The organism is Arcobacter suis CECT 7833 (assembly GCF_003544815.1).
Taxonomy (GTDB): domain Bacteria; phylum Campylobacterota; class Campylobacteria; order Campylobacterales; family Arcobacteraceae; genus Aliarcobacter; species Aliarcobacter suis.
Genome location: NZ_CP032100.1, coordinates 633,224 through 657,222 on the forward strand (window position 1 = coordinate 633,224; position 23,999 = coordinate 657,222).

The window sequence follows — 23,999 nt, forward strand, 5'->3', positions numbered from 1 at the left end:
TTTTTAATGATTTAATGAATATATGTTAGCTAAAAATGAATAAGGAAATTATTACCTTGTATAAAAAATAATAAGAAAAAATTGAAGATTTACTATATGTATCAAAGGAATTTTTCCTTTGATACTATATATTTAGTGAGAAATAGCTCCAGCTGCGCCAATACCAGTATTAGCTCTAACATTTTGACCTCTAAATAATTCTTTTTCTTTTTTAGCTCTTTCTGAATTATCAAGTTTTGAGAAGAACCAAATAGAAACAAATGCAATTGTTACAGAAAATAGTGCAGGGTGAGCATAAGGAAAAATTGCTTTTTCATTTTTCAATATTTCAACCCAAACATTTGGTCCTAAAATTACAAGGGCAACTGCTGAAAATAATCCCATGAAACCTCCAATAAATGCACCTCTTGTTGTTAATCCATTCCAATAAATAGAAAGAAATAAAATAGGGAAATTAGCACTAGCCGCAATTCCAAATGCAAGACCAACCATATAAGCAATATTTTGTGATTCAAAAGCAATACCTAAAACAACTCCAATAATACCAATAATAATTACAGTAATTTTAGAAATTTTAACAACTTTTTCATCACTTGCTTCTGGATTAATTACATTTGCATAAATATCATGAGATATTGCAGATGCCCCTGCAAGTGTTAATCCAGAAACAACAGCTAAAATAGTAGCAAATGCAACAGCTGAAATAAATCCTAAAAATGCATTTCCACCTAACATATGTGATAAATGAACAGAAGCCATATTACTTCCACCAAATAGTTTTCCATCTACAAAATATTGTGCACCATCAGCAGAATTTAAAAATGCAATTGCACCAAATCCAACAATAGTGATAATTACCCAAAAATATGCTACAAAACCAGTAGCATAAACAACAGATTTTCTAGCTTCTTTTGCATTACCAACTGTAAAGAATCTCATTAATACATGAGGTAATCCAGCAGTTCCCAGCATTAAAGCCATACCTAATGAAATAGCAGAAATAGGGTCTGTAATAAATCCACCTGGACTTAAAATAGCTTCACTTGATTTATGATTTTCAACAGCTTTTACTAATAATGATTCAAAATTAAAATCAAAATTATATAAAACCATAACAGCCATAAATGAAACACCTGATAATAATAAACATGCTTTTATAATTTGTACCCAAGTAGTTGCTAACATTCCACCAAAAGTAACATAAATAATCATTAATGCACCAACCATGATAACAGCGTATTCATAATCCATACCAAAAAGTACTTGAATTAATTTTCCAGCTCCAACCATTTGTGCAATAAGATATAAAATAACAACTGAAATAGAACCAAACGCAGCTAAAGTTCTGATTTCCTTTTGCCCTAATCTATAAGCAGCTATATCTGCAAAAGTAAATTTACCTAAGTTTCTTAATTTTTCAGCCATAAAAAATAAAATAACAGGCCATCCAACTAAAAATGAAACCGCATAAATTACTCCATCATAACCTTTCATATATATAAGACCAGATACCCCAAGAAATGCTGCTGCTGACATATAATCTCCAGCAATTGCTAAACCATTTTGGAAACCTGTAATTCCACCACCTGCTGTATAGAAATCACTTGCTGATTTTGTCTTTTTAGCAGCCCAATAAGTAACACCTAATGTTCCAGCAATGAAAACAAAAAACATGATAATCGCAGGAATATTTAGTTCTCTTTTTGAAGCTTCAAAAGTTGCATCACCAGCAGCAAATGCACCTAATGTAATAATTGAGATTAACGTTAAAATTTTTAACATTAGATTAGCCCCTTTACATCTTTTTTAATTTCGTTAGTTAAATCTTCAAATTCACCATTTGCTTTTCTTACATAAATAAGAGTAGTGATAAAACTAAGTACTAAAATTGCTAATGCAATAGGAAATGCTATTGTTGTAATTCCATTACCAATTTTTGCAGCTAAAAGTTCTTTATTAAATGCAATAACTAAAATATATGCATAAAACATTACTATTACAAAAATGCCTAATTTGATACCTAAACCATTTCTTTTAGAAACTAGTTCTTTATATTTTGGATTAGATTCAATTCGTTCAACTAATTCGTCGTTCATTGTGCTTCCTTTTTGTGAATTGATAAACAAATATGTTTATTAGCTTTCCTTTTCATATACGTTAAATTAAATAATAATATTAAAATAACGAATGAAAAAAAGTAACCGATTATACATATAAAAGTGAGTTTGAAGGGATTTTTTTTGAAAGTTATGTAAAAATTATGTAAGATTTAGTAGATTAGTAACATAAAATACTATTATAAATTATTATATTTAGTTGTCATTTTTAAGATATTTTTAAGAGTTATATTGGAGTGGTTAAAATTAATTTAAAAAAATTACTAAAGAGAAAAATCTCTTTAGTAAAAAATAAATGGTGTGACTAGTGAGCAACTGCTCCATCGGCACCAATACCAGTTTCTGCTCTAATTTTTTGAGCTTCGAATCCAGCTTTATCTTGTTCAGCTCTAGCAGATTTATCTGTAATAGAAAAGAACCAAATTCCAATAAACGCTACAAGTATAGAGAATAATGCAGGTTGAGTATATGGGAATATCGCTGATTCAAATTTAAAGATATCAACCCATACTGTTTTACTTAATACAACTAAAACGATAGCAGTAATAAGTCCTAAGAATCCACCAATAAATGCACCTCTTGTTGTTAATTTTGACCAATAGATTGATAAAATTAATATCGGGAAGTTAGCTGATGCAGCAAGTGCAAATGCTAAACCAACCATAAACGCAATATTTTGTTTTTCAAATGCAAATCCTAAAAGAATTGCTACGATACCAATAACTAAAACTGTTCTTTTTGAAACTTTCATTTCTTCAGCATCAGTAGCTTTACCTTTTCTAATAACGATTGCATATAAATCGTGTGCAATAGAGTTAGACGCAGCAAGAGTAAGTCCTGCAACAACCGCTAAAATTGTAGCAAAAGAAACAGCAGCAATAAATCCTAAGAAAATATCTCCACCAAGTGCAGCAGATAAGTGAACTGCAGCCATGTTATTTCCACCAATAATATTTTTCATATCAATTACACCGTCTTTAAAGAAAACAGCACCTTCTGGACTTAATAAGAATACAACAGCACCTAAACCAACAACACCGATGATTAAGTAGAAGTAACCAATAAATGCAGTTGCATAAACAACAGATTTTCTAGCTTCTTTTGCATTTCCAACTGTAAAGAATCTCATAAGAATATGAGGTAATCCAGCAGTTCCAAGCATTAATGCTAATCCTAAAGATATTGCAGAAATAGGATCTGATACAAATGGTCCAGGATTTAATATAGCATCATGTTTAGGGTGCATATTAACAGCTTCAGTAGCTAATGAAATAAATGAAAATCCATAGTGTGAAAGAACCATTATTGCCATAAAAGTTACCCCAGATAAAAGTAATACAGCTTTAATAATTTGTACCCAAGTTGTAGCTAACATACCACCAAATGTTACGTAGATAATCATTAATACCCCAACTATAACTACTGACCAACCATAAGGAATGTGGAATAATAATTCAATTAATTTTCCAGCTCCAACCATTTGAGCAATTAAGTAGAAAGTAACAACAGTTAAAGAACCACAAGCTGCAAGAATTCTGATTTTTTGTTCATCTAATCTATATGCAGCAATATCTGTAAAGTTAAATTTACCTAAGTTTCTTAATTTTTCAGCCATTAAGAATAGAATAATAGGCCAACCAACTAGGAATCCAATAGCATAAATCATACCATCAAAACCATGTAAGAAAATCATTCCAGAAATACCAAGGAATGAAGCAGCAGACATATAATCTCCAGCAATTGCTAAACCATTTTGGAATCCTGTGATTCCTCCTCCAGCTGTATAAAAATCTGAAGCAGATTTTGTTTTACTAGCAGCCCATTTTGTAATACCCATTGTTGCAACTATGAACACAAAGAACATAGCAACAGCTGATACATTTAATGTATCTGCACCACCCTCAGCAGCAAAAAGTGCTAAAGAAGATAAACCTAAAAGAGTAAGTATTTTTAACATTATAAAATATCCTTTACATCATTTTTAATAGCCATTTCTAATTCTTCGAACTCTCCATTTGCTCTTATAACATAAATAAGAGTTGTAATAAAAGCAATTACAATAATTCCAACACCAATAGGCCAACCAATAGTCATAACACCCTCAGCTGATAATTTTGTAGCAAAAAATTCTTTATCAAATGCGATAACTAATATGAAACCGTAATAAATTACCAACATAAAGATTGCTAATTTAGCAGCAAAAGAACTTCTTTTTGTAATAAGTTCTGTGTATTTAGGATTATTTTTAATCCTGTCTACCAATTCTTTATTCATTTTTTCTCCCTAAGATTTAGATTGTAACTAAACGTACTTTGAAATATTAAACTATTAAAGTTGCAATAGCATAGCATTTCAAAATATTTCAAAATAATTGTAGTTTAATATAACTTAATAATGTATATTTAGTATATATAGAGGCTATTTTACGGGCTTAAATTCTGAAATGTAACTTTTTGGATCTCACTAATTTATATAAAATGTAGTTTTAGCAGGTGTTAAATTTTTTAGTTTTAGAAACATCATTGAGGTCATTATTGCATCATTTAAGGCATCATGTTTACCCAATGCTGGAATATCAAGATTTTTTAAAATAGTATCAAATCTTAAGTCTATAAATTCGTAATCAATCGTTTTTTTTCTAATTTTATAATACATTGAAGATACTTCTATTGTTTCATTTGGAAGTTTTACTCCTATGAACTCTTTTGTATATCTAGAAATAATAGCTACATCAAATTTTATGTAATATCCAACAATAGGTCTTGAACCAATAAATTCTAAAAGTTGATAAATTGCTTCTTGAGGATTAATCCCATTTTCCAAATCAACAGGTCTAATATGATGAATTTTTATTGATTCTGCATCAATATTTTTTGAAGGTTTTAGAAAAATATTAAATGTTTTTCTCATTAAAATTTTGTTTTCTTTTATATGAACAGCTCCAATTGAAAGAATTTCATCTTTTTTTGGATTTAATCCGCTTGTTTCACAATCTAAACATACATATTCATCAATAGTTGGATTTTCAAATAAAAAATCAAATCTAATATCTTTTAATTTTTTTCTGTTCCAATTTTTGAATAAATTATCAAATATCATAAAATTTTATCTATTCTAAATGTATAAGAAATAAATTTTTTAAATTCATTTATAATTTTGAAAGAATCTTTTAATAAATCTCTTTCTATTTTTCCTAAAGTATGTGTATCAATTTCATTATTAATTTTTTTCCCATATTGAATATTATCAAGTTGGGCTTTTAATCTTAAAGTATTAACAACATCAAAAGCTTCTAATAATTCAGCTGCTTTACTTTTTTCTAGAACTTTTCTATCTTCAAGTATTTTTATTCTTTTAATTGTTGTTGTTTCTCTTATTTTTTCTCTTAAGGCTAAACTTCTAATTCCTTGAACAATTGGGAATACAGCTGCTTTTTTTATATCTATATAATGTGATTTTATCATAATATTTGTAACTGTATTTGGTGTATCAAATGTTAATGTAGCTTTTGCAAAATAAGCCATAAATACGTCTTTATCATGTAATTTATTAAATAAATCATCTTTTAAATTAATTAATAATTCTTTATTACCAACAACTGCAAATGAATCGAAAAAAATTGCTAAATCCATATAATTTTGCATTTTTGGAGATTCAATCCATTTTGCTGTTTCATTTTTATATTCACCTACTGTTTTACACCAAAATGGATTTGAAACCATAATATTTCCTTCACATGATGGGTATCCAAAATCAATTAAATGATTAGTGATTTCATTCATATAAGGTCTATATTGTTCAACATCAATACCATCTTTTACAACAAGAGCATTATCTTGATCTGTTTTTATTATTTGTTCATTTCTTCCTTCACTTCCCATAACTATAAAACAAGCATCATCTCTTAATTCTTTTGGAAGTACTAATTCATAAAGTTTTTGATAAACTTTTGTATTTAGTTGACCAATTAAATTTGAAATATGATTTACTTTTACACCTTTTGAGTGCAGACTATTTATAATATTTAATAAAGCTTTACTTGCAGCTTTTAAATCTTCAACATTTTTTGCTTTTTTAATTTTAGAATCAACAACATAAGTATGATTTGCAAAATGAGAAAGAACATCTATTTGTTCTAAAATACCAACCATTTCACCTTTATTATTTGTTACACCAATTCTTTTTATATTTTTTTTAATTAATACAGTTAATGCTTCAAATAAATAATCATCATTATTTACAGTTAAAAGTGGAAATATTGCAATATCTTTTACTGGAATTGTTAAATCTCTACCTTCTAATAAAACTTTTATTTTTAGAAGAGAGTCTGTAATAATTCCATATTCTCCAGTTTCTTTTTTTACAATAATACTTGATGTTTTATATTCCATAGATTTTTCTATGGCATCTATTAATTTTGTATTTTCATCTATAATACAAGCTTCATGAATAAGAGTATCTTCAACTTTTGCAATCATAAAAGATGAAAGTTGAGAAGTATATTCTTTGTCCTTTAATGTTTGAATTTTATTTACTAAATCGTTTAAAAAATAGTCTTTAAATTGTTGGTTAAGTTCAATTAATTTTAAAAAAGTATTTTTTTCTAATTCATAACAAATTAAATCTTCATATACTTTAAAAATATTAGTACATTTTCCATATATTAAAGAATTAGAATCAAACGAATCTTGATGATGATAATCCATAACAGGAATATTTTCTACAGAATATTCATAAACTGAACCTTTAATAACAATAAAAAAATAGTTAGGGATTTTTTCAGGGTTTATTAATACTGAATCTTTGGGATAATATGCAATATCCATATGTTTTATACATATTTCCATTTGTTCTGACGTTAAAACTTGAAAGGGATGAATATTTGAAAGAAAAGCTTTTTGGTCTTGGATACTCATTTATTTACCTATTATTTTGTAGAAGTTGTTTATGCACTAAAAATATTAAAAGTATACCAAAAGGTATACTTTATTAGTTCTTTTTAATGTTCGAGAGGTTCACCTGCACCAGAAGGAATTCTAATTCTTTCAACTAGTTCTTGAATATGTTCAGGAGGAGGAGGAGTCATTCTAGATACTATTAATGCAACAATTAAATGTAATAAAGTACCAATTGTTCCGATTCCAGTTGGATTAATTCCAAATAAATAATCTTTTGGATCACCGCCTAAAAATACAAAGTATACGATATATGCAAATGTAAATGTTAAACCAACAATAATACCTGTAATAGCGCCTTCTTTATTCATTCTTTTATCAAATATTCCAAGAATAATTGTAGGAAAAAATGCAGCAGCAGCTAAACCAAATGCAAAAGCGACAACTTGTGCAACAAAAGCAGGAGGATTTATTCCTAAATAACCAGCAACTAATATAGCAATAATTGCTGAAATTCTAGCCCATCTTAACTCTGTATTTTCATTTAGAGTTGATCTTCCTGTTATTTTATCTTTAAATATAATTTGACCCATTAAGTCATGGGAAATTGATGAAGCAATTACCAATAATAAACCAGCTGCTGTTGATAATGCTGCTGCTAATCCACCTGCTGCAATTAATGCTATAACCCAATTTGGTAAGTTTGCAATTTCAGGATTTGCAAGAACCATAATATCGACATCAACATATAATTCATTAGCTACTCCGTTACCTTTTCTGAGCTCATATTCATTAGCTAGACCTTTAGCATTTGTAGTTAATTTATGACCATCTTCTGCTTTAGTTGTTTCATCAAATATTGGTTTTCCACCTTTTGCATCAAAAGCTACACCAGAAGCATATTGGATTTTACCATCGTTATTTCTATCATTCCATGCTAACAGCCCAGCATTTTCCCATGTTTGAAACCATTTACCATCATTTGTAGTTCCATCAAGATTTTTAGATTCTCCATTGATAAACGATTGATATTCAACATCTTGAACATTTTTAATTAAATTAATTCTTGAAAATGATGCAACTGAAGATATTGTTGTATACATAATAGCAATAAATACTAATGCCCAACCCGCAGAGATTCTTGCATCTTTAACAGTTGGTACTGTAAAAAATCTAACAATAACATGAGGTAATCCAGCAGTTCCTAACATTAAAGCAGTTGTTAACATAAACATATTCCATAAATTACCAGGTTCTGTATATGCTTTAAAACCTAAATCTAATAAAGATTGATCAAGTGCATGTAAAAGATAAGTTCCTTCAGGAATAACTTGAACTCCCGTATTAAACGCAAAAGTAGTTTGTGCAAAAATACCCAATTGTGGTAAAAAAGTATCAGTAACTTGTAATGATAAAAAAATTGCTGGAATCATATATGCAAAAATCATAACAACATATTGAGCAACTTGAGTGTATGTGATACCTTTCATTCCTCCAAGAACTGAATATACGAATACAATAGCCATTCCAATAATAACACCAGTGTTTACATCAACTTGTAAAAATCTAGAAAATACAATTCCCACACCTCTCATCTGTCCAGCAACATAAATAAATGAGATGAAAATTACTGAAATAACAGCAACTAATCTTGCAACATCTGAATAATATCTGTCTCCAACGAAATCAGGAACTGTAAATTTACCAAATTTTCTTAAATAAGGAGCTAATAACATAGCAAGTAAAACATATCCACCTGTCCATCCCATTAAATATGCACCACCATCAGAACCTTGGAAAGAAATAATTCCAGCCAATGAAATAAATGAAGCAGCTGACATCCAATCAGCAGCTGTTGCCATACCATTTGCGATAGGATGAACTCCTCCACCTGCAACATAAAACTCTTTTGTTGAATCAGCTTTTGCCCAAAGTGCAATACCAATATATATTGCAAAAGAGATACCAACAAATAGATAAATTAATGTTTGTAGGGTCATTCTATCAATCCTTATTCATTCACGCCATATTTTTCATCTATTCCTGTCATTACTTTTACATAAACAAAAATTAAGATAACAAATACATATATTGCACCTTGTTGTGCAAACCAATAACCTAATTTAACTCCACTGATTTCTATTGCATTAAGTTCATTGATGAATAAAATTCCACAACCAAAAGAAAATACAAACCAAACTATTAGAAGTTTTATAATCATAGAGATATTTTCTTTCCAGTATGCTTGTGCTTTTTCTGGACTCATTTTATTCTCCTTATAAATTTTAAACAAAATTGTGAAACAATTTAATAACGGATTATAGTAGCCGTAGATAGCAAAAGGGTAGCATTTTAGTTTTTTGAAGGGGATATATAGAAGAATTTTTTCTTTAATAGTATTTAAGCAGAATAAAATCTATCTATTTTATATCCAAGCCCTCTAATATTTTTAATAAAATCTTCTTTTAATACTTTTTTTAATCTTGATATTTCTGCTCTAATTGTAGGATTATCAATATCTTCTCCATCCCAAATATCGATTCTAAATCTTTCAAAATCAACTATCATATTTATATTAAGTGCAAGAATATGAATGATTTCTAACTGTTTTTTAGTTAGGTTTTGAGGTTCACCATTAAAATATAAAGTTTGTTTATCTTTTGAATAAGAGTAGTTTTCTGAGAATTTAATATGGGAAGTATTATTTTGTTCTTTTTTAAAATTTGATTTATTTTAATACCTAATTCACCTAAATGAAAAGGTTTTTTTATATATTCTCTACATCCAAGACTATATGCTTTACTTATATCTTCTATATCAATTAATGCTGAAATGAATATAGTTGGAATATAAATTTTTTTGCTATTCAGCTCACTTAAAATTTCAAAACCATCTTTTGTAGGAACATTAATATCAAGAACTAATAAATCATAAGTGCTATTAATATTATCTAAAACTTCTTGTCCATCACAAAAACTTTCAACCATATGCCCTATATTTTTTAAATATTCACTAATTGCATTATTAAGCATCAACTCATCTTCAAGTAGTAGTATCTTCATTTATTTTGAACCTATAAGTAAATTTTGTCTCTTTTGCATTTGAATCGAGGTTGATTATAACTAAATTTTTATCACATATATCTTTCACAATTTTTAATCCAAGTCCAAAACCACCTCTTGCATTATTCTCTCTATAAAAATCGTCAAATATTTTATTTTTGTATTCTATTCTTTTTGAATTTGTTGAAACACTAAATTCAATCTCTTCATCATTTAAATAATCTAATTTAACAAGAATAGGAGATTTTGCAAAAGAGTATTTAATTGCATTTGATAAATTATTATCAATTATTCTTTGAAGTTCAGTAATATTAAATTTTAAATATATATCATTTTCAATATCACTGATAAAATTTAAAGAGTTTGAAATTGCTATTTCATCAAAAAATTCTATTCTTGAAATTAAAGTCTTAGAAAAATCTAAATACTCTTTTTCATATGTTACCCTATCTTTTTTTACAAGATAAGATAAATCATCATAAATATATTGAATGATTTTTGAACCAGATTCAATATTGGTAATATATTTATTATTAGGTATTTTCATTTTAAGTAAATCAATATTTGTTTGTATTATTGATAGGGGAGTATTTATTTCATGAACTGAATTTTTAATAAATTTTTTTTGAGATTCAATAAGATTGGTTAGTTCTTTTGTTTTTTCACTAACTTTATATTCTAAATTTCTATTTAAATCCTCAAGCATATTTGTTTTTAGTTTAATATTATTCATAGCATCTGTTGCGTAATTTGCAATTACTTTAAATTCTCCAAAAATAATTCGGTTTTGATTAATTGGATCATTGTTTTTTTGAGATTCTTTAAAATATTTACCTATTTCTTTTACATCATTTACAATCAAAATAGTTGCATTTTTGTAAATAAATATAGAATATAATACCAACATAATTGTAAGAGAAGTTATTTGTAGTGTGTAGTTTGAAATCTTTTGATTATAACCTTCTTCTTTTTCTTTAATTAATTTATCGATTTCATCTAGATAAACACCTTTTCCTATTGTCCAATTCCATTTATCATATGATAGAGCATAAGAAATTTTAGTAGTTTGTTTTGATATTTCTGGTTTAAACCAAATATATTCCACATAACCTCCTAATTTCTTTTTTGAAGTATTTATGAGGTCCTTTATAACTTCTTTGCCTTTTATATCTTTTGTATTTAAATAATTTTGTCCAATATTATTATTTTTTTTTGTCATTGCATCTTGGACTAAGTTACCGTTAAAATCATAAATAAATATATATTCACTTGGATTTTCATTAACTCGTAATTTTTCAATGATTTCAAGAATTTCTTTTTGTATAACCGCTTCAGATTTTTTATTTTTATTAACTTCATTATAATAATCAATAAAGTTTATAATATAGTTGACATGATTTTTTATTAATTCTTTTTGATTATTAGTATAGTCAGTTTTTAAGGTATGGATTTTCTCTTGAAGTTCTTCATGGGCATTATTAATTATAATAAAAGTAAAAGTAGAAACTAAAACAATAATAAATAAAATACTGTAAACAATAAGGTGATATAGACTTTTTGCACTTAACATTAAAAACCTTTTTTAATTTAAGGTTATAATATCTAGATTTATATGAGAAGTATCTTTGATAGATAAAAAAAGTGGCGCGGTTGAAGGGACTCGAACCCTCGACCTCCTGCGTGACAGGCAGGCATTCTAACCAACTAAACTACAACCGCACTTTGAAAATACTATTTATAAGAATAAATAGAAGTCACGAAAAATAATCTTTAAAAATCTAATGCTACTGCATTTTATAACTTTTAAAAATGGTGGTCGATATAAGACTCGAACTTATGACATCTACCTTGTAAGGGTAGCGCTCTACCAACTGAGCTAATCGACCGTTTGTTGCATATAAAACTTGGTGACCCCTAGGGGATTCGAACCCCTGTGGCATGGATGAAAACCATGAATCCTAACCGTTAGATGAAGGGGCCAAGACTATGCAACATAAAAAAATGGTGACCCGTGATGGATTCGAACCATCGGCCCCCTCATTAAAAGTGAGATGCTCTACCGGCTGAGCTAACGGGTCACATAAACAATAAAAGTGGCGCGGTTGAAGGGACTCGAACCCTCGACCTCCTGCGTGACAGGCAGGCATTCTAACCAACTAAACTACAACCGCACTTTGAAATACTATTTATAAGAATAAATAGAAGTCACGAAAAATAATCTTTAAAATCTAATGCTACTGCATTTTATAACTTTTAAAAATGGTGGTCGATATAAGACTCGAACTTATGACATCTACCTTGTAAGGGTAGCGCTCTACCAACTGAGCTAATCGACCGTTTGTTGCATATAAAACTTGGTGACCCCTAGGGGATTCGAACCCCTGTGGCATGGATGAAAACCATGAATCCTAACCGTTAGATGAAGGGGCCAAGACTATGCAACAATAAAAAAATGGTGACCCGTGATGGATTCGAACCATCGGCCCCCTCATTAAAAGTGAGATGCTCTACCGGCTGAGCTAACGGGTCACATTGTTAATTTAAGTTGTTCTACTTAAATTGGACTGGAATTATAGTGCAATTCATTTTATTTGTCAAGAGAATTTTGAATAAATTTGAAAATTTCTTTCAATGATACTTTTGCTGCTTGTATTTGAATATCTTCTCTTGAACCTATGAAATTATAAACATTTATAATTTTATGATTATTTGAATCACCAACACCAATTACAACTGTCCCAACAGGTTTGTTTTTTGTCCCACCATTAGGTCCTGCAATCCCAGAAATTGCAATTGCAAAGTTCGCATCAAATTTATTAATAACACCATTTAACATTTCATTAACAACTTCAACGCTAACAGCACCAAATTTTTCTAAAGTTTCATTTTTTACATTTAGTTCTTGATTTTTTATTTTATTAGAATAAGAGACTATGCTTCCATTAAATATTTCAGATGAGCCTGAAATTTTGGTTATCATGCTTGCCACTAATCCTCCTGTACAAGATTCAGCAGTCGTTATCGTTTGTTCATTGGCTTTTAGAATAACTTGTAGCTCTATCATATCAGTTTCATTGAAAATATCATTAAACATTTAACAAATCCTTTTGAATTAATTTATGGAGTATTTTATATGTATAATATAAAAAAGTTAATTAAAAATAAAAAGTTAGTTATTTAGTAGGTAAGTATGTATAATTAAGAGTATTTACTCTTTATTATACATACTAAAAGAAAGGTTATTAAGCGATTTCAGGGTCAGTATAATCAGCTAAGAATTGAGCTTCGTTAAACTCTAATTTTAAATAATCACATACAACTTTAATATCTCTTTCTGCATTTCCTAAACAAGAAGTTGCACCTGGACTTGGAGTCATATTAAAGATAATACCATCACCATTACTAATTGACGCTTCACCAAGCATTAATTTTTTTTCAGTTTTGTTAAGAACTTGTGGTCTAACTCCACCAAATCCTTTTGCATATTCTAAATCGTCTACAGTCAAAGAAGGAACAATTTTTCTTGCATCTTTTACAAAAAGACCTTTATTGATTCCTGGAACTTCAAATAAGAAGTTTTTGAATACATAATTTCTAATATCTGAATCTTTTAATAAATCCCAGAAAATCTTCATGATGCTTCCATCAAAATTCATTGTTTTTAAACATTGGAAGAATGATTTTCCACCTTTATATCTTTCTAGAACTAATAAAGCAAGAGCTGTTGGTCCAAATCTTGTTTTACCATTTTCTAAAATATCTGGATCTCCATGAAGTGCAGCAAATGGTAATTTATCATTTTGTACCATATAAACTTTACCATTTAAGAACTCACCATTAGTAATATAAAATGATCCAGCCATTGATAAAGAACCCATATGTTTTCCGTATCCCATTTTATGAGCTAAGTATAATGAGTGAGCACCAGCATTTACAACAACAAAATCAGCTGTATAAACAGTTCCATTAACAGTTGTTAATTTATATTTATTTCCAACTTTTTCAATTTCTTCAACTTCTGAATTAAAGAAAATATCAGTTGTTTTTGAAGTATCTGCATTTTGTCCAGCTTTTGCTAATTCTTTAGTCATTGCTCCAAAATCAACTGTTGTATATTGATCTTTTGCACCCATTGCAATTATTGGTTCAGGTCTATCTTTAGTTTGTTCTTTATCAGCATAAACTAATTTTGGTTCTAATTCTCTTAATTTTTCTTTGTCCCATAACTCTAAATAAGGGAAAATTTCTTTGAATTCATTGTATCTTTTTGTGATAAATTCAACTTCTTTTTCACCAACACCTAAAGCCATTTTTTGGTGTTTAAACATAATTTTTTCTTGTAAATTATATTGTAAACAGAACTTTTCAATCATTTTTGCAGTTCTTTTTGTTATCTTAGCTTTTGATAAAGTATAGTTTGTTTCAATATCACCTACGTGAATAGTTTGTGAGTTACTTGTACCTTTAGAGTTTAAAGTTGCAAGATCTTCATATTTTTCTAACAAACAGATATTTTTTGCAGTTGAATATTTAGCTAACTCATAAAATAGAGCAGCTCCAGAGATTCCTCCACCTACGATTACTACTTCATAGTGTTTTTCGTTCATTTCTTTCTTCCTATGTTTTTGTGAAATATTCGGAAATTCTATCATATAAAATTTATATTTTAGATAAAAGGATAGATATTTTTTTAATAATGTATATGTAGCATGTATTTTAGCAACATTGTAATATTTTTTAATTACTTTAGAGTTACATATAAATATATAGTGATAAATTTATTTTTAAACTAAATTGGATATAATCAATGCTTTAATTAAAAACTATAAATATTTTGAATATCAAAGGTGTGATAATGGATTATAAAGAGAGTTTACTGCTTCCAAAAACAGATTTTCCAATGAGAGGAAATCTTCCTCAAAATGAACCTATTAAATATAAACAATGGGATGAGAAAAAAGTTTACGAAAAAATGAAACAAAATAGAGTAGGTTGTGAGTCATTTACACTTCACGATGGACCTCCTTATGCTAATGGAAATATTCATATTGGACATGCACTAAATAAAATTTTAAAAGATATTATCAATAAATTCCACTATTTTGAGGGAAAATCAATTAGATATGTTCCAGGTTGGGATTGTCACGGTTTACCAATTGAGCAAAAAGTTGAAGAAAAAATAGGTTCTGAAAAGAAAAAAATACTTCCAAAATCAAAATTAAGACAATTATGTCGTGACCATGCAACTAAATTTGTTGATATTCAAAAAAGTGAGTTTAAACAATTAGGTGTAATTGCTGATTGGGAAAATCCTTATTTAACTATGGATTTTAAATTTGAAGCAAATATTTATAGAGAATTATGTGCAATCGCAAAACAAGGTTTATTAATTCAAAGAAGTAAACCAGTTTATTGGTCTTGGGCTGCTCAAACAGCACTTGCTGAAGCTGAAGTTGAGTATGAAGATAAAACATCTCCATCAATTTATGTGGCATTTACACATGAATCAATTGATGCAAGTATTATTATTTGGACAACTACACCTTGGACACTTCCTGCAAATACGGGAATTTCATTAAATGGTGAAGAAGAGTATGTAAAAACTTCTGATAAATTTATTGTGGCTAAAAAACTATATAACTCATTAATTGAAAATGAAGTAATCAAAGGTGAAGTAGTTGAAACTATTAATCCAAAAGATTTAGAAAATACAAATGCAATAAACCCATTAAATGGAAGAACTTCTAAAATTGTTTTAGGTGAACACGTTATGATGGATTCAGGATCTGGTGCAGTTCATACAGCTCCTGGACATGGAGAGGATGACTATAAAATTGGTTTAAGATATAACTTAGATGTAATTATGCCTGTTGATGCTTATGGAAAATATGATGAAACAATTGTTAGAGAAAAACTATTTAGAGATACAGATAAATATTTAGGATTGAATGTATTTAAAGCAAATGAATTAATTCTTGAAGAATTGGGTGATGCACTACTTAAAAGAGTAGATATTAGACACTCATATCCACATTGTTGGAGAACACACACACCAATTATTTTTAGAGCTACAAAACAATGGTTTATCTCTATTGATGATGCTTATGGAAAAGAGAATAAAACATTAAGAGAAAATGCTTTAAATGTTGTAGAAAACTTAACTTTCTATCCTGAATGGGGAAGGAATAGACTTAAAGCAATGCTTGAAGGAAGACCTGACTGGTGTATTTCAAGACAAAGAGATTGGGGTGTTCCAATTGCATTTTTTAGAAATAAAAAAACTGATGAAATCATTTTTGATGAAAAAGTATTAAATTATACAGCTATGATTTTTGAACAAAAAGGTTGTGATGCTTGGTATGATTTAGAAATTTCAGAATTACTATATCCAGGAAGTGGATTAAATCCTGAAGATTTAGAAAAAACAACTGATATTTTAGATGTATGGTTTGATTCAGGTTCAACTCAAAATGCAGTTTTAAGAAGCAGAAATTATGATGCTGGAACTTTCCCTGCTGATATGTATCTTGAAGGAAGTGACCAACATAGAGGTTGGTTCCAATCTTCACTTTTAACAACATTAGCTTCAAGCGAAATTGCTCCTTATAAATCGATTTTAACACATGGATTCACTGTTGATGAAAAAGGTGAAAAAATGTCAAAATCAAAAGGAAATGTTGTTGCTCCTGATAAGGTTTTAAAAGAGTATGGGTCTGAAATTTTAAGACTTTGGGTTGCTATGAGTGATTACCAATCTGATTTAAAAATCTCTGATAATATCTTAAAACAAAATGCAGAACTTTATAGAAAAATCAGAAATACAGCAAGATTCTTACTTGCAAATATTTCTGATTTAGAAGAAATAGTATCAGTTGATAAAATGGGACCTTTAGACAAATGGGTTGTCGATAAAGCAAAAAAAGTATTTGATGAAATCGAAGCTTCATTTAATGTATATGAATTCTCAAAAGGTTTAAATAAATTAAATAATTTCTTAGTTGTTGATTTATCAGGAATTTACCTTGATGTTTGTAAAGATAGATTATATTGTGATGACAAAAATGATATTCACAGACTTGCATCACAAAGTGCAATGGCATTAATCGCTAAAAAATTAATTTCAACAATGGCTCCAATTTTAACTTATACAATGGATGAGTTATTAGAGTTCGCGCCAGCTATTTTAAAAGATGCTTGTGATGATATTTTTGATTATAAAAAGTTTGTTTTACCTGAAGTTAAATCAGATATTGATGAAGTTTTATTATTTACAGCTAAAGAAAAATTCTCTGAAATCAAAGATGCTTTAAGTAAAGAAAAAATTATAAAATCAACTCTAGAGTTGATGATTTATACAAATTGTGAAGAAATCTTAGCTTTAGATCAAGTAGAATCAAGTGATTGGTTCTTAGTAAGCTCTGTAACAAAAGATAAACAAAACTCTGATATACTTGGAAGTTTCCAAATAAATGGGAAAGAGTTTGAAGTTTATAAAGCAACTGCTCATAAATGTCCAAGATGTTGGAAGTTTACAGCAGTAAAAGAAGAAACACTTTGTAATAGATGTGAAGAAGTTTTAAAATAGGAAAAAAATGTTTCAAGAAGAAGTAACACTTACTTTTATATTTCAAACAATAGCTGTAATTTTAGTGGTTATAGCCATTGGAATATATTTTGTAAAGAGATATGCAAAAGAGGTAAAATAAAATATGATGCCATTTTCTGATGAAGATTTACAAGATCCTGTAAGTTCAATTATAAAAAATAAAATCGCTCCAATGCTTGCCCGAGATGGTGGTGCAATTGAACTTTTAGCTATAAAAAATGCAAAAGTTTTTGTGCAACTTAAAGGATCTTGTGTTGGATGTAGCGCAAGTGGAAGTACATTAAAATTTATTGTAGAAAAAGAATTAAAAGCTGCAATTCATCCAGATTTGCAAATAGTTAATGTACCTATAGGTATGGAAAATAAGTTAGAGGAATTTTAATGATAAATGAAGATAGATTATTAAATGAAGCAAATAGTTTTTTTACTCAAAGAAAATTTGACAAAGCTTTATTTTTATATTCACAATTGTCATCAAATTTCCCGCAAAATAAAGAGTATCCCATTTACGCATTGTTTTGTGATATAGCAACGGAAGATGAAGAAAAAGCAATTTCACTTTATGACTATTTTGCTATTGTAAAAGATGAAAATTTAGAAGAAGCTATTAGATATGTGGAAGATGTAGTTAATGCTTATGATGGTGATATTGATAAAATGATGGAAATCTTAAAAGAATTAAGTACTTCAACTGTTGAGTCTTTAGATGCTATTAGATATGAAGATTTTAAAAATTTGATTAATTCACGTGGTTCATTTAGGATTGCCTTTGAAGATATCATGTTTTCAACAAAAGTTGCCATTGAAAATAAAGATGACTTTTTTGATTTTGTAACAAAATTAATAGATAATGATTTTAATAGTACAGCATACACATATTTGGATGGATTTAATGAATATTTCTCTTATGATAAAGAGATAGAAAAATTATATAAAAAATTAGAAGAGAAAAAACTTGCAGTTAATCATAAATAATAGAGTTTATACAGATAATTCAAATGAAGCAGATGAAAATTCTGTTTTTGTTGTTTCAAAACAAAATGAAAAGTTTAAAGATAGTGCAATAGCAAATGGTTGTAAAGAGATTATAGACTCAAGTGAATTAAAAAATCATATTGATTTATCTAGTATTAAAATCATTGGGATTACTGGAACAAATGGAAAAACAACAACGGCAGCTGCTATTTATTCTATTTTATTAGATTTAGGATATAAAGTAGCTCTTCAAGGAACAAGAGGATTTTTTATAAATGATGAACGAGTTGAAGATTACTCTTTAACAACTCCTGTTCAACTTGGAAATTTTGCCCATATTCAAAAAGCTATGCAAAACGGTTGTGATTTTTTTGTAATGGAAGTAAGTTCTCATGCAATTGAGCAAAAAAGAATTGAAGGTTTAGAGTTTGCTCTAAAAATTCATACAAATATTACAAGAGACCATCTTGATTATCACAAAACAATAGAAGAGTATATAAATGTAAAAAACTCTTTTTTAAGTGATGAAACGCCAAAACTTATAAATAAAGATGATCCAATTGTTAAATATAATTCAAAAAATGGTTTTGCTTATTCATTAGAAAATCCATCAACTTATAAAGTAACTGCATATTCATTTAAAAATGGAACACATGTTATGTTTTCGCACTTCGGAGAAATGCACTCATTTTCATCAAATATGATGGGAATTTTTAATGTTTATAATCTAATGGCAGCAGTTGCAGCTGTTCATATTACAACTCAAAAACCATTAAATGAAATTTGTGAAGCATTAGAAGGATTTGCAGGAGTTAGTGGAAGAATGGAAACAGTTTGTACTAATCCTTTAGCTATTGTAGATTTTGCTCACACTCCTGATGGAATGAGTGAAGTTTTAAAAAGTTTTAATGAAAAAGAGATTATTTGTGTGTTTGGTGCAGGTGGAGATAGGGACAAATTAAAACGTCCATTAATGGGACAAGTCGCTGCACAGTTTGCAAAACACATAATTGTAACTAGTGATAATCCAAGAAATGAAGACCCTGATATGATTATTGAAGATATTCTAAAAGGAATAAAAAATCATCAAAGTGTTCAAGTTGAAATCAATAGAAAAGAAGCAATCAAAAAAGCTATGGAAATGGCAAATGAAAATTCTGTTGTTTTAGTTCTTGGAAAAGGTGATGAAGCAACTCAAATTATATATGATAAAAAATTTCCTTTTTCTGATAAAGAAGAGATTTTAAAACATATAAAATAGTTATGATAAAGGTAGTTCAATAGTGAATTGGCTACCTTTATATTTTTGATTTAAGTATTCAAAAGATTCATTCTCAACAGATATTTCCCCATTAAAATGTTTTACTACAATTTCATTGCACATATATAATCCTATTCCTGTTCCTTGTTTTGACTCTTTTGTGGTGAAGTAAGGTTCAAAAATTTTATCCAAAATATTTTCATCAATTCCACCAGCGTTATCTTTTATGTTTATTACAATTTTGTTTTCAAATTTTTTAGTTTCAAAAAATATAAATTTTTCATAATCTTTATTTTCAAAAGCATCAATCGAGTTATTAATAATATTCATAAAAACTTGAATCATTTCTCTTTCATAAGTTTCAAATTCAATATCAGTACAATTATTTATAATAGTTATTTTTTTATTTTTTAATCTAGTTATTATCAGTTTCAAGGTTTTTTCTAATAAAGTATTCAGATTAACTAAATTCTTTATTTTGCTCTTTTTAAAAAAATCTCTAAAATCTTCTATAGTATTCGATAGATATTGTGCATTCTCATTTATACAATCAAGGGATTTTATTTCAGAATCATCATCTAATATTCCCATTTCTTTCTGTATTTTAATACCAGTTGCTGAAGTTGAAATAATAGATAATGGCTGTCTCCATTGATGTGCAATATTTGCAATCATTTCACCCATTGAAGCTAATTTTGATTGTTGAATTAAAAGTTGTTCTTGTAAATTTATTTGGTTTTGATTATTTATTTGTTCAGTAATATCTTGAATAACGCCAATACTCCTATTACATTTTCATTTTTGTCAATTAAAGGAACTTTTGAAGTATTTAATATTCTAATATCATTATTTTTTGAGCTTATGGTTTCTGTATAATTTAATTTAGGTTTTTTATTTGTCATAACGTATAAGTCATCACTCATAAAATCTTCATTTTCAACAATATTAAAATCAGAATCTTTTTTACCTAATAACTCTTTTTCATCTTTTAAATTCATCAATTCTAAAAATAGTTTATTTGAACCTTTGTAAATTCCATTTTTATCTTTCCAAAATATTATAATTGGTGCATTTTCTATAATATTTTCTAAAATATTGTTTGTATTTATGAGTTTGTCTTTTTCTTTTTGAAGATTAATAAAAAATTGTTTGCTTAGTATATAAAGTAGTACGGCAGAAATAGTTACAAAAAACCAACCTTTAATTGTTTGTAAAAATTGAAGTTCATGAAAATCTTTAACCACAAAACTTATAGCGCTATCGGAAAAATAAATCCACAACAAACTAAAAACAAAATAAATAATTGAAATTTTAAAAGCTGAAGAAGTATTTCTTAACATTTGGTTTCCTTATATGAAGAAAGTATATCACAAATGTTAAGCTACTTCAAATTATTTAATAATTTATACAGCACCCATTAAAGATTTTTTTGTTGTTCCCATAAGAGCTAACATTTCATCATATGTTTTATCAACAGATTCAACGCTCATTGTTGCTAATTCATCATATATTTTTTCTAATTTTTCTTCATTTGAAAGTTTTTTTAATTCACCTTTCTCTAAAGAAAAATAATCTAATACTTCATTCCATACAGAACTTTCATCTAACATAAAAGCTGAAAATTTAACACCTTGATATTCAAAAACACCATTAGCATCTAAATCAATTACATATAGTAAATTTACTGAATCAGCATCAAAAAACTCTTTGTATTTATCAAAAAATAGTTCAAAATAACCAAAAGTTTCTAATTCACATGCAAAGAATTTTATTTTTTCATTTTCGCTTATCATAATAACTTGTCTAGCTTGAGCTTTTGGAGGCATAACTTTTGTTTCAGAAAGTTTTTTACCTTCTTGTATTATTAATGCTCCTCTATATCCGAATAAAGTATCGTTAATATTTCTCGAAAATGATGGTTGCCATTCTAATTTATTTTCTTTAATAAAATCAATTGGTGTCATGAAGGTCCTTTTTTATTTTTTTATATACAATTTCTATTCCTTTTGTAAATTAATATCAAATAGTGATTCTTAATAAATTTTCTATATACAGAATTAAAGAAGAATTAATCTTACTTTAAATATAATCGCAACTCTAATTTTAAATTAGAACCTCACATGTGTCAATCCTTGTACGGGTTGTGACAAGAGAAATCTTGACATTAAGGGATACAGAGGCTAAACCCAAATTACAAAAAATATAATTCAAGGAGAATTAAATGGTTACAATGAAAGACCTATTAGAATGTGGTGTACACTTCGGACACCAAACAAGAAGATGGAATCCAAAAATGAAAAAATTCATTTTCGGTGTTAGAAAAAATATCTATATTATAGATTTACAAAAAACATTAAGATATTTCAGATATACATATAATGTTGTTAAAGATAGAGCTGCAACTGGTCAAACAATGATTTTTGTTGGTACTAAAAAACAAGCTAGCGAAGCTATTAAAAAAGCTGCTATTTCTTGTGGAATGCCATATGTTAATCACAGATGGTTAGGTGGAATGTTAACTAACTTTGGAACAATCAAAAAATCAATTAGAAAATTAGAAATTATTAAAAAAATGAGAGAAGAAGGTCAATTAGATCTTTTAACTAAAAAAGAAGCATTAATGCTTTCTAGAAAAGAAGAAAAATTAGAATTATACCTTGGTGGTATCAAAGAAATGCACAAACTTCCAGATATGATGTTTGTTCTTGATGCTGTTAAAGAAAAAATTGCTATTCAAGAAGCTAGAAGATTAGGAATTACTGTTGTTGCTCCTTTAGATACAAATTGTGATCCAGATGTTGTAGATTTACCAATTCCTGGAAATGACGATGCAATCAGATCAATTCATTTATTTTGTAATGAAATGGCTGCTGCTATGAACGAAGGAAAAGCTGTATTAGCTGACGAAATTGGTGGAGATATTGAACCTGTATCTCAAGAAGAAACAGAAGCATTAATCGCTGAAGCTGTTTCTGAAGGTGAAGAAATCGCATTCGAAACTGAGGAAGCATAATTATGGCAGGTGCAACTCCACAATTAATTAAAGAATTAAGAGAAATGACTGGTGCAGGTATGCTTGATTGCAAAAATGCACTTAATGAAACTGATGGTGATTTAGAAAAAGCAGTTCAAGCTTTAAGAGAAGCTGGACTTGGTAAAGCTGCTAAAAAAGCTGGAAATATTGCTGCTGAAGGTGTTGTTGCTGTTAAAGTTAACGCTGATAGCACAGTAGCTACTATGTTAGAGTTAAATGCTCAAACAGATTTCGTTGCTAAAAATGAAAATTTCCTTAACTTAACGCAAGAGATTGTATCTCATGCACAAGTTAATGGAATTACTGATGCTGAAACTTTAGTTGCATCTACTATTAATGGAATGGCTTTCCCTGAATTTTTAAATGGTAAAATTGCAACAATCGGTGAAAACTTAGTTGCAAGAAAATTAGTTTCTGTAACTGGTACTGTTGTAAATGGTTATGTTCATACTAATGGTAGAGTTGGAGTTTTATTAGCTGCAACTTGTGATGCTTCTGTAAAAGAAAAAGCTTCTACATTATTAAAATCATTAGCAATGCATGCATCAGCAATGAAACCAACTGTTATTTCATATACTGATTTAGATCCTGAATTTGTAGATTCTGAAAACAGAGCAATTGTTGCAGAAATTATAGCTGATAATGATGAGTTAAAAAGATTAGGAAAACCATTAAAAAATATTCCTGATTTTGTTTCTAGATCTCAATTAACAGAAGTTGCAATTGCTAATGCAAAAGCTAATTTTGAAGCTGAGTTAAAAGAGCAAGGTAAACCTGAAAAAATTTGGGCAAATATTATTCCTGGAAAAATCGAAAGATATATTACAGATAATACTCAATTAGATGGTAGATTTGCATTATTATCTCAAGCTTATGTAATGAATGATAAAATCACTGTTGAGCAAGCAATTGCTGAAGTTGATGCATCAATCAAAATTACTGAGTACATTAGATTTGAACTTGGTGAAGGTATTGAGAAAAAAGAAGAAGATTTCGCAGCTGAAGTTGCAAAACAAATGGGAAAATAATCGTAGTTTAACAACTATGTA

The 23,999-nt window shown here is 28.2% G+C and carries 22 protein-coding genes and 8 tRNA genes; 6 read left to right on the forward strand and 24 right to left on the reverse strand.

Annotated features, from left to right (window positions below; translation table 11 throughout):
- Nucleotides 1-132: 132 nt before the first annotated feature.
- From ASUIS_RS03060 to ASUIS_RS03155, 21 genes are all read right to left on the reverse strand, one after another.
- The gene (locus ASUIS_RS03060) at nucleotides 133-1,782 is read right to left on the reverse strand and encodes a cation acetate symporter (RefSeq protein WP_118885673.1); all 1,650 of its coding nucleotides are present in this window, start codon (nucleotides 1,780-1,782) and stop codon (nucleotides 133-135) included.
- Nucleotides 1,782-2,096, reverse strand: coding sequence for a DUF485 domain-containing protein (locus ASUIS_RS03065; protein WP_118885674.1), 315 nt, complete (start codon nucleotides 2,094-2,096; stop codon nucleotides 1,782-1,784). Before ASUIS_RS03065 ends, ASUIS_RS03060 begins: the two co-directional genes overlap by 1 nt.
- Before the next feature lie 325 nt (nucleotides 2,097-2,421).
- On the reverse strand, nucleotides 2,422-4,074 hold the full coding sequence (locus ASUIS_RS03070) for a cation acetate symporter (protein WP_118885675.1): 1,653 nt from the start codon (nucleotides 4,072-4,074) through the stop codon (nucleotides 2,422-2,424).
- Complete coding sequence (locus ASUIS_RS03075) at nucleotides 4,074-4,391, reverse strand: DUF485 domain-containing protein (protein WP_118885676.1); 318 nt, start codon at nucleotides 4,389-4,391, stop codon at nucleotides 4,074-4,076. The genes ASUIS_RS03070 and ASUIS_RS03075 overlap by 1 nt, the downstream gene beginning before the upstream one ends.
- 189 nt (nucleotides 4,392-4,580) lie before the next feature.
- On the reverse strand, nucleotides 4,581-5,216 hold the full coding sequence (locus ASUIS_RS03080) for a 3'-5' exonuclease (RefSeq protein WP_407923305.1): 636 nt from the start codon (nucleotides 5,214-5,216) through the stop codon (nucleotides 4,581-4,583).
- Complete coding sequence (locus tag ASUIS_RS03085; protein ID WP_118885677.1) at nucleotides 5,213-7,033, reverse strand: DUF294 nucleotidyltransferase-like domain-containing protein; 1,821 nt, start codon at nucleotides 7,031-7,033, stop codon at nucleotides 5,213-5,215. The genes ASUIS_RS03080 and ASUIS_RS03085 overlap by 4 nt, the downstream gene beginning before the upstream one ends.
- A gap of 83 nt (nucleotides 7,034-7,116) precedes the next feature.
- Entirely contained in the window at nucleotides 7,117-9,012 is a 1,896-nt protein-coding gene (locus ASUIS_RS03090; protein ID WP_118885678.1) for a sodium:solute symporter family protein, read from the reverse strand.
- A gap of 11 nt (nucleotides 9,013-9,023) precedes the next feature.
- Nucleotides 9,024-9,278 (reverse strand): DUF4212 domain-containing protein, encoded by a 255-nt coding sequence (locus ASUIS_RS03095; protein WP_118885679.1) that lies wholly within the window; start codon nucleotides 9,276-9,278, stop codon nucleotides 9,024-9,026.
- 134 nt (nucleotides 9,279-9,412) lie between these two features.
- Nucleotides 9,413-9,703 carry a helix-turn-helix domain-containing protein gene (locus tag ASUIS_RS13975; RefSeq protein WP_226800034.1) on the reverse strand — a complete coding sequence of 97 codons (291 nt, stop codon included), beginning with the start codon at nucleotides 9,701-9,703 and terminating at the stop codon, nucleotides 9,413-9,415.
- The gene (locus ASUIS_RS03100; protein WP_226799977.1) at nucleotides 9,628-10,074 is read right to left on the reverse strand and encodes a response regulator transcription factor; all 447 of its coding nucleotides are present in this window, start codon (nucleotides 10,072-10,074) and stop codon (nucleotides 9,628-9,630) included. Before ASUIS_RS03100 ends, ASUIS_RS13975 begins: the two co-directional genes overlap by 76 nt.
- A complete protein-coding gene (locus ASUIS_RS03105) occupies nucleotides 10,055-11,644 on the reverse strand; it encodes a sensor histidine kinase (RefSeq protein ID WP_118885680.1) in 1,590 nt (529 codons plus the stop codon). The genes ASUIS_RS03100 and ASUIS_RS03105 overlap by 20 nt, the downstream gene beginning before the upstream one ends.
- Before the next feature lie 72 nt (nucleotides 11,645-11,716).
- A tRNA-Asp gene (locus tag ASUIS_RS03110) sits at nucleotides 11,717-11,793 on the reverse strand.
- A gap of 91 nt (nucleotides 11,794-11,884) precedes the next feature.
- Nucleotides 11,885-11,960 (reverse strand) — tRNA-Val (locus ASUIS_RS03115).
- Between the two features lie 19 nt (nucleotides 11,961-11,979).
- Nucleotides 11,980-12,054: transfer RNA gene (locus ASUIS_RS03120), tRNA-Glu, on the reverse strand.
- A 22-nt stretch (nucleotides 12,055-12,076) separates the two neighbouring features.
- A tRNA-Lys gene (locus ASUIS_RS03125) sits at nucleotides 12,077-12,152 on the reverse strand.
- Nucleotides 12,153-12,168: 16 nt separating this feature from the next.
- A tRNA-Asp gene (locus ASUIS_RS03130) sits at nucleotides 12,169-12,245 on the reverse strand.
- An 89-nt stretch (nucleotides 12,246-12,334) separates the two neighbouring features.
- Nucleotides 12,335-12,410: transfer RNA gene (locus ASUIS_RS03135), tRNA-Val, on the reverse strand.
- A gap of 19 nt (nucleotides 12,411-12,429) precedes the next feature.
- A tRNA-Glu gene (locus tag ASUIS_RS03140) sits at nucleotides 12,430-12,504 on the reverse strand.
- A gap of 23 nt (nucleotides 12,505-12,527) precedes the next feature.
- Nucleotides 12,528-12,603, reverse strand: a tRNA-Lys gene (locus ASUIS_RS03145).
- A 58-nt stretch (nucleotides 12,604-12,661) separates the two neighbouring features.
- Nucleotides 12,662-13,168 (reverse strand): CinA family protein, encoded by a 507-nt coding sequence (locus ASUIS_RS03150; protein WP_118885681.1) that lies wholly within the window; start codon nucleotides 13,166-13,168, stop codon nucleotides 12,662-12,664.
- A 148-nt stretch (nucleotides 13,169-13,316) separates the two neighbouring features.
- Entirely contained in the window at nucleotides 13,317-14,681 is a 1,365-nt protein-coding gene (locus tag ASUIS_RS03155) for an FAD-dependent oxidoreductase (RefSeq protein WP_118885682.1), read from the reverse strand.
- A gap of 248 nt (nucleotides 14,682-14,929) precedes the next feature.
- On the opposite strand from ASUIS_RS03155, the gene ileS reads away from it, so the two are divergent.
- The 4 genes from ileS (at nucleotide 14,930) to ASUIS_RS03175 (ending at nucleotide 19,916) form a co-directional block, all read left to right on the forward strand.
- Nucleotides 14,930-17,659 carry an isoleucine--tRNA ligase gene (gene ileS / locus ASUIS_RS03160; protein WP_118885683.1) on the forward strand — a complete coding sequence of 910 codons (2,730 nt, stop codon included), beginning with the start codon at nucleotides 14,930-14,932 and terminating at the stop codon, nucleotides 17,657-17,659.
- Nucleotides 17,660-17,783: 124 nt separating this feature from the next.
- On the forward strand, nucleotides 17,784-18,062 hold the full coding sequence (locus ASUIS_RS03165; RefSeq protein WP_118885684.1) for a NifU family protein: 279 nt from the start codon (nucleotides 17,784-17,786) through the stop codon (nucleotides 18,060-18,062).
- Nucleotides 18,062-18,655 (forward strand): hypothetical protein, encoded by a 594-nt coding sequence (locus tag ASUIS_RS03170; protein WP_118885685.1) that lies wholly within the window; start codon nucleotides 18,062-18,064, stop codon nucleotides 18,653-18,655. Before ASUIS_RS03165 ends, ASUIS_RS03170 begins: the two co-directional genes overlap by 1 nt.
- Nucleotides 18,636-19,916, forward strand: coding sequence for a UDP-N-acetylmuramoyl-L-alanyl-D-glutamate--2,6-diaminopimelate ligase (locus tag ASUIS_RS03175; RefSeq protein WP_118885686.1), 1,281 nt, complete (start codon nucleotides 18,636-18,638; stop codon nucleotides 19,914-19,916). Before ASUIS_RS03170 ends, ASUIS_RS03175 begins: the two co-directional genes overlap by 20 nt.
- Here the strand turns inward: ASUIS_RS03175 and ASUIS_RS03180 are convergent, their stop codons facing one another.
- The 3 genes from ASUIS_RS03180 to ASUIS_RS03190 form a co-directional block, all read right to left on the reverse strand.
- Nucleotides 19,917-20,591, reverse strand: a complete 675-nt coding sequence (locus ASUIS_RS03180; RefSeq protein ID WP_192941178.1) for a sensor histidine kinase — start codon at nucleotides 20,589-20,591, stop codon at nucleotides 19,917-19,919.
- A 71-nt stretch (nucleotides 20,592-20,662) separates the two neighbouring features.
- On the reverse strand, nucleotides 20,663-21,256 hold the full coding sequence (locus ASUIS_RS03185; RefSeq protein WP_118885688.1) for a PAS domain-containing protein: 594 nt from the start codon (nucleotides 21,254-21,256) through the stop codon (nucleotides 20,663-20,665).
- 63 nt (nucleotides 21,257-21,319) lie between these two features.
- Nucleotides 21,320-21,880, reverse strand: a complete 561-nt coding sequence (locus ASUIS_RS03190; RefSeq protein ID WP_118885689.1) for a hypothetical protein — start codon at nucleotides 21,878-21,880, stop codon at nucleotides 21,320-21,322.
- Nucleotides 21,881-22,137: 257 nt separating this feature from the next.
- Between ASUIS_RS03190 and rpsB the strand changes: the two genes are divergently transcribed.
- Together rpsB and tsf are read left to right on the forward strand one after the other, a co-directional pair.
- Entirely contained in the window at nucleotides 22,138-22,929 is a 792-nt protein-coding gene (rpsB, locus tag ASUIS_RS03195; protein ID WP_118885690.1) for a 30S ribosomal protein S2, read from the forward strand.
- Between the two features lie 2 nt (nucleotides 22,930-22,931).
- Nucleotides 22,932-23,978, forward strand: coding sequence for a translation elongation factor Ts (gene tsf / locus ASUIS_RS03200; RefSeq protein WP_118885691.1), 1,047 nt, complete (start codon nucleotides 22,932-22,934; stop codon nucleotides 23,976-23,978).
- Nucleotides 23,979-23,999 lie beyond the last annotated feature (21 nt).